Raw genomic sequence first — 6,775 nt, 5'->3', positions numbered from 1 at the left:
CGCCGGCGGTGGCGCCAGCGCCGCCAACAGCGCCACCTACCAGGCCGCCAAGGTAGGCATCGACAAGCTGATCGCCGGCGTGCCAGAGCTGAAGGACCTGGCCAACGTGCGCGGTGAGCAGGTGATGCAGGTCGCCTCGGAAAGCATCGGCAACGACGACCTGCTCAAGCTGGGCAAGCGCGTCGCCGAACTGGCCGACAGCAAGGACGTCGATGGCATCGTCATCACCCATGGCACCGATACCCTCGAAGAAACCGCCTACTTCCTCAACCTGGTGGAGAAGACCGACAAGCCGATCATCGTGGTCGGCTCGATGCGCCCGGGCACCGCGATGTCCGCCGACGGCATGCTCAACCTGTACAACGCCGTGGCCGTGGCCAGCAGCAAGGACGCCCGCGGCAAGGGCGTGCTGGTAACCATGAACGACGAGATCCAGTCCGGCCGTGACGTGAGCAAGGCGGTCAATATCAAGACCGAAGCCTTCAAGAGCCAGTGGGGCCCGCTGGGCATGGTGGTCGAGGGCAAGTCGTACTTCTTCCGCCTGCCGGCCAAGCGCCACACCGTCAACTCCGAGTTCGACATCAAGACCATCAGCAAGCTGCCGGCCGTGGACATCGCCTACGGCTATGGCAACGTGACCGACACCGCCTACAAGGCGCTGGCCCAGGGTGGCGCCAAGGCGATCATCCACGCCGGCACCGGCAATGGCTCGGTATCGTCGCGCGTGGTGCCGGCGCTGCAGGAGCTGCGCAAGGAAGGCGTGCAGATCATCCGTTCGTCCCACGTCAACCAGGGCGGCTTCGTGCTGCGCAATGCCGAACAGCCTGACGACAAGAACGACTGGGTCGTGGCCCATGACCTGAACCCGCAGAAGGCGCGGATCCTGGCAATGGTCGCAATGACCAAGACCCAGGACAGCAAAGAGCTGCAGCGGATCTTCTGGGAATACTGATCAGCATGCACCTCGGGCTGGTGTGTTGAACATACCGGCCCCTCGCGGGGCCAGCGCGCTCCCACAAGTCTGCGGCGATTTTGTGGGAGCGGGCCGGCCCGGCGATGCCTTCGATGGAACCAATCCCTCTACCACGGTCTTATACGGCTTTCATCCTACCCGCTGTTGCGAAATGGCTTACAGTGAAATACTGTATGTGCATACAGCAAAACAAGGAACAGCCCCGTGGCCAAACCCGCCCCAGCGTCGCCAAGCAGTTATGAACTACTGGGTCAGCGCATCCAGAAGATCATCAACAGCCCCACCGCCCAGCGCAGCCGCGCCGCCCTGATCTTCCGCCTGGAGCACGAATCGCCCGACGACTGGGCCACGCTGCTCGAGGAAATTGCCGAGAACGACAACGTCACCCTCGCCCACCGCGACGATGGCGGCGTGCAGGTGTTCTGGACCGTGCCGAAGGAAGACTGATTGCACATGAGAGTTTCGCTTTTCGCTGCCTGCCTGCTGCTGCTCCCCCCCCTCGCCCACGCCGACGCCCCGCGCACCTTCCAGGAGGCCAAGAAGGTCGCCTGGAAGCTGTACGCGCCGCAGTCCACCGAGTTTTATTGCGGCTGCAAGTACCAGGGCAACAAGGTCGACCTGGCGTCCTGCGGCTATGCGCCGCGCAAGAACCTCAACCGTGCCTCGCGCATCGAGTGGGAGCACATTGTCCCGGCCTGGCAGATCGGCCATCAGCGCCAATGCTGGCAGGATGGCGGACGCAAGAACTGCTCGCGCAACGACAAGGTCTACCAGCGGGCCGAAGCCGACCTGCACAACCTGGTGCCGAGCATCGGCGAGGTCAACGGTGACCGCAGCAACTTCAGCTTCGGCTGGTTGCCCGAGCAGCATGGCCAGTACGGCAGTTGCCTGACCCAGGTCGACTTCAAGGCCAAGAAGGTCATGCCACGCCCGTCGATCCGCGGGATGATCGCGCGCACCTACTTCTACATGAGCAAGCAGTACGACCTGCGTCTGTCCAAACAGGACCGCCAGTTGTTCGAGGCCTGGAACAAGACCTACCCGCCGCAGGCCTGGGAGCTGCAGCGCAACCAGCAGGTGGCATGCGTGATGGGGCGCGGCAACACCTTCGTCGGCCCGGTCAACCTCAAGGCCTGCGGCTGAAGGCCCTCAGGCCAGCGTCTGCAGGTAGGCGCTGGCCTGCTGGTACCGGCACAGCCGGGCCACATCGGCCGGGCCTGGGCAAGGGATGCGCGAAAGGTCGCTGTTGTCGGCCAGGTCCGCCAGCTTCACCTGGCGCGCCAAGGGATCCACACCCAGGCGAATGACGAACGCCTCGTAGCTCTCGCCCTCGCGCCGGCTCAGCGCCAGCAGCGCGGCGAGGATCTTCAGCGGGAAACCTTCACGGGCGAGGTCGGCCAGGGTCAGCGGCGTGTCTTCCAGCACATCGTGCAACACCGCGACAATGCGCTGCTCGGGGGTGATCACCCGCCCCATCACCCGCAACGGGTGAAGGATGTAAGCCGCCCCGCCTTTGTCGAACTGCCCTTCGTGTGCCTTGATGGCCATCGCGATGGCCCGCTCCAGCGTCGCCATGAGGCGCTCCCCCACTCAACCCGCGCACTAGACAGCATAGCCGTTGCGCTACGAGCGTGTTCCCCCGGCGCCAGCGCGTCAAAAGCGGCGGGCGTGTGCAACCCCCGCCCAAGCTTTTGCCAGCCTTAGGTTTTTTAAGGCTCATGAGCACAAATTTACTAATTTCTCGATCCCCGCCCGCGCCGCATCATCGCTCCAACAAGAACGCGTCGCCCCTTGCCGGCACGCACCCGGGCCTCCCCCGATGCCCCACCTTGCCTTGGAGTCAGTCATGACCAGTGCAGCCAATTCGGCACCCCTCATCGAGAAACACACGATCGGCTACGTGCCGCCGCAAGACCGCCATGGAAAGGTAAGGGATCTGTTCACACTGTGGTTCGGCGGCAACATCGCGCCGTTGCCCATCGTCACCGGCGCGCTGGGCGTGCAGTTGTTCCACCTCAACCTGGTGTGGGGCATCGTCGCCATCCTGGTCGGCCATCTGCTCGGCGGCGTGCTCATGGCCCTGCATTCGGCGCAGGGCCCGCAGATGGGCATCCCGCAGATGATCCAGAGCCGCGCCCAGTTCGGTTCGCTCGGCGCCCTGCTGGTGGTAGTGATCGCCGGGGTGATGTACATCGGCTTCTTCGCCTCCAACATCGTCCTGGCCGGCAAGTCGCTGCATGGCGTGGTCGAGACGGTGCCGGTGTCCGTGGGCATCGTCATCGGCGCATTGGGCTCGGGCATCATCGGTATCATCGGCTACCGCTTCATCCACGTGCTCAACCGCATCGGTACCTGGGTGCTGGGCATCGGTATCGTGGTCGGCTTCGGTTACATCTTCAGCCATGTGCAGAGCGACGACTTCCTCACCCGTGGCGGCTTCAACCTGGCCGGCTGGCTGGCCACCGTGTCCCTGGCGGCGCTGTGGCAGATCGCCTTCGCACCCTACGTGTCGGACTACTCGCGCTACCTGCCGGCCGACGTGAAGGTCTCCTCGACCTTCTGGACCACCTACCTGGGCTCGGCCCTGGGCTCGAGCCTGTCGTTCATCTTCGGCGCGGTGGCGGTGCTGGCGATCCCTGCCGGGATGGACACCATGGATGCGGTCAAGCTTGCCACCGGCACCCTCGGCCCGTTGATGCTGGTGCTGTTCCTGCTCAGCGTGATCAGCCACAACGCTCTCAACCTGTACGGCGCGGTGCTGTCGATCATCACCCTGGTGCAGACCTTCGCCTACCGCTGGATCCCCACTGCCAAGAGCCGCGCCGTGCTGTCGCTGGTTGTCCTGGCGGCCTGCTGCGTGGTGGCGGTGTTCGCCTCGGCGGACTTCATCGGCCACTTCGTCGACATGGTGCTGGTGTTGCTGGTGGTACTGGTGCCGTGGACGGCGATCAACCTGATCGACTTCTATGTCATTCACAAGGGCGACTACGACATCGACTCGATCTTCAAGGTCGACGGTGGCATCTACGGTCGCTACAACCCCCAGGCGCTGATCGCCTACGCGGTGGGTATCGTGGTGCAGATCCCGTTCATGAACACCCCGCTGTATGTCGGGCCGGTGTCCGCACACATCAACGGCGCCGACCTGTCGTGGCTGGTGGGGCTGGCGATCACCTCGCCGCTGTACTGGTGGCTGGCCAGCCGCGACAGTGCGTATCGTCGTCGGCAGGTGAGTGCGAAGCTGGCGGCGGGGGTCTGAGTCCGCCGGGCTGAAAATTGACAAGAGGACCCGCTGCGGCGGGTCTTTTGCCCTTGCCAGGCAAGCAGGCGCTGGCCGAGCTGGCCGTAGCGCGGCAGAACCGGCTCAGGGAAGAAGAAGAGAAGGAGCTGGTCTCCGCCCGCGGCGCCAAAGACGTCGAGGCCAAGCACCAGCAGACCGAACGTACCACCGAAGCCGAGACCGAGAAGCAGCTCACGGTAATCAACGTCGAACGGGAAAACGTCGGGCCGAGAGCGGCAAGCAAACCGCCGAGTTGCTTCGTGACAAGGCCAAGGTCAACGCCGACGGCGCCCTGGACCTCAAGACGCCCTGAATAAACACGCCCGTATTGGTACCTGGAACTCTACCAATGCGGGGCGCGCTGGGCGGACCGGCATGAGCATCTGCAATAGGCAACGTTCGCACAACCCAGCGGTACAAGGAGGCATTAGACACGCTTGACCTGCACCAGGAGAGCAACGAAAGCCATCCAGGCAACAGCGATCAGAATGCAGTACATACCTAGCTTCATGCGCTTTTTCAGGTAGACCGGAAAATCACGACTATCTTCCGGGTTCAGCCCCCCCTGACGAATACCTAACGCAGGCCAAAACATCCCAGCCGTCATAGCACAAACTGTCATTTGTAGCTGTAACCTTAACGGGTAAAGTCTGATCACCCAGCCCGTGTAAATGCCAGCAACGCCACTGCAAATATCAACCATAAGAATCCAATAATGGAAAACCAGGCAGAAACAACCATCACGCATCGAAGACCAGCAGGGAAAGCCACTACCTCGCTCTCGTCGAAAAGGCCTTTGCGAATGACATAAGAGGGGTAGAGAAACGCTCCACTGACTGCATTTATGAAGTGCCATCTGGATCTGAAGCTCAGTTCATCAAAGGAACGCCTCCGCTGTTCCACCCAGGCACTTCTGGGGAGCGCTTTGACAACACGGTAGTAACAGCTCTCACGAGTAAGTATCAGACTCATGCTCAATCCGATCTGGCAAAGCAAAAACGGTAATGCCATAAACACCATGGCCCATTCCGTCGACCAGAAACTGCTCATTTCGATCGCCACTCATACAAAGCTTCTCCTAGCCACTCACCTCCCATGCCACCGCCTGTGGCACCGATGAATGAACCAGCCCCCACGAGCACTAGACCGCACGCAGCACCCCCTACGCCAGCTGTAACAGCACCTACGGCACCACAAGAGAAGGTGGCCACCACTGTGCCTACCCGTGCACCATAAACGCCACCGGTAAGCCCGCCAGTAAAGCTGCCAGCTTCAGTGAAGCGAACCTTTCTGCATTGCTCGGTTTCCCCTGCACGACATACTTCTTGTACTTTCAGGTAGGACGATGTCGCACCCAACCCTACCGCCACATGCCCCCCATACTTCAAATACTTCGACATCTTCGCCACTTCATCCAAATGCGTCGCATACCCCGGTATCGCTCCCGGCGTGCCAGCCTTCGACCAGTGATGCACGAGGCTTTTAGTAGAGATACTCAAGCTCTTACGCAGGCTTTCATGCCCACCGAGGTTCAAGTATTTGCCTAGAAATGCACTACGCAGCCGTGCATTCAGTTGCTGATAGAGCGCTCGACGTGATTCGAAGAATTGCGGGCTATTGAGATGTCCGTGCAAGGTGAACTCGCGCTGATGCAGGCTTTCCAGCCCTTTGAGCGTATCTCCCACCTGCCCCAGCCCACGCGACAGCGTGTCCTTGCCCACGCCCATGGATTGACTCGCACCATTGAGCACTCCGGCGACCTCGCCAATGTGCTGCATCATGAAGTTGGCCTCCTGCTCATCGAGCTCGGCCAAGGCATCCCGCGCCAGCTGCGCCGCCGCCATCAGGTCGGCTTCTTCACGGGTGCAGGCATGGTGGTTGTCGGGGTCACCTAGCACGAAAATTTCGCCGGCCTTGAAGCCTTGCCCGAAGGTGGGGTTCAGGCGCTGAAGACGAGCGATTGGCAGCCTGTGGTCGCCTTCGAGCAGCTCGGCCAGCAACTGCGGGCCGGACATGCTCCGGCGCACAATATGAAACCCTGGCTCCAGCACCGGGGCTGGCGTGGCGGACGCCCTGAGCACCCTCGGTTCAAAGCCGGTGGGCGCAGCGGATGGGACGACGGGCGCATGACTACCAGACATCGCAACCGGCGCCGAGCGCGTGCGAATGACTTCACCCAGCGGCGCCACTACCCGATTGGCGCCGCCAGGACAACCACAGGCTACCCGCGCGCCGTCGAAGGCCACCTCCCGGCCATGTGAGATGAACCAGCTGATCCCTTCGACGACGGTGCCGGCCTGGCCACAGTCGGGGCACTCGGTGGTAGCATCACCTCTGCGCAACACCTGGATACCGTCACAACGATGGTTCGGATTATCAGCAATGCATATCGCCCCAGTGGTCGTGACATCCCCGTCCAGCGCCTGCCCTTTACCACCGATATTGACCCTGTTCATGTTTCCCTCTGCAGATGCAAAGCAGCGGAAACTAGCAGCACTCAGGGCGAAAACACGGGGGCAGTC

The 6,775-nt window shown here is 62.0% G+C and carries 7 protein-coding genes and 1 pseudogene; 5 read left to right on the top strand and 3 right to left on the bottom strand.

Going from position 1 to position 6,775, the window contains the following annotated elements:
- The 3 genes from ACODS9_RS20855 to ACODS9_RS20845 form a co-directional block, all read left to right on the top strand.
- Nucleotides 1-952 (top strand): asparaginase (locus ACODS9_RS20855; protein ID WP_489094664.1); only part of this gene is annotated, 952 nt, incomplete at its 5' end.
- A 225-nt stretch (nucleotides 953-1,177) separates the two neighbouring features.
- Nucleotides 1,178-1,420 carry a DUF1654 domain-containing protein gene (locus ACODS9_RS20850; RefSeq protein ID WP_046855153.1) on the top strand — a complete coding sequence of 81 codons (243 nt, stop codon included), beginning with the start codon at nucleotides 1,178-1,180 and terminating at the stop codon, nucleotides 1,418-1,420.
- Between the two features lie 6 nt (nucleotides 1,421-1,426).
- Nucleotides 1,427-2,116, top strand: a complete 690-nt coding sequence (locus ACODS9_RS20845; RefSeq protein ID WP_489094663.1) for an endonuclease — start codon at nucleotides 1,427-1,429, stop codon at nucleotides 2,114-2,116.
- 6 nt (nucleotides 2,117-2,122) lie between these two features.
- Here ACODS9_RS20845 and ACODS9_RS20840 read toward each other — a convergent pair whose 3' ends face one another.
- The gene (locus ACODS9_RS20840; protein ID WP_023631215.1) at nucleotides 2,123-2,548 is read right to left on the bottom strand and encodes a bifunctional (p)ppGpp synthetase/guanosine-3',5'-bis(diphosphate) 3'-pyrophosphohydrolase; all 426 of its coding nucleotides are present in this window, start codon (nucleotides 2,546-2,548) and stop codon (nucleotides 2,123-2,125) included.
- Nucleotides 2,549-2,819: 271 nt separating this feature from the next.
- Here ACODS9_RS20840 and ACODS9_RS20835 point away from each other — a divergent pair, with 271 nt between their 5' ends.
- Nucleotides 2,820-4,232, top strand: a complete 1,413-nt coding sequence (locus ACODS9_RS20835; RefSeq protein WP_489094662.1) for a purine-cytosine permease family protein — start codon at nucleotides 2,820-2,822, stop codon at nucleotides 4,230-4,232.
- A 62-nt stretch (nucleotides 4,233-4,294) separates the two neighbouring features.
- A pseudogene (locus tag ACODS9_RS20830) lies at nucleotides 4,295-4,536 on the top strand (SPFH domain-containing protein); the annotation flags it as partial.
- A 144-nt stretch (nucleotides 4,537-4,680) separates the two neighbouring features.
- Here ACODS9_RS20830 and ACODS9_RS20825 read toward each other — a convergent pair.
- Both ACODS9_RS20825 and ACODS9_RS20820 read right to left on the bottom strand, forming a co-directional pair.
- Nucleotides 4,681-5,001 carry a hypothetical protein gene (locus ACODS9_RS20825; protein ID WP_489094661.1) on the bottom strand — a complete coding sequence of 107 codons (321 nt, stop codon included), beginning with the start codon at nucleotides 4,999-5,001 and terminating at the stop codon, nucleotides 4,681-4,683.
- A gap of 298 nt (nucleotides 5,002-5,299) precedes the next feature.
- Nucleotides 5,300-6,709, bottom strand: coding sequence for a PAAR domain-containing protein (locus ACODS9_RS20820; protein ID WP_489094660.1), 1,410 nt, complete (start codon nucleotides 6,707-6,709; stop codon nucleotides 5,300-5,302).
- Nucleotides 6,710-6,775: the final 66 nt, after the last annotated feature.

Source organism: Pseudomonas sp. FG36 (genome assembly GCF_057809275.1).
This window is presented reverse-complemented; position numbering and strand designations above follow the sequence as displayed.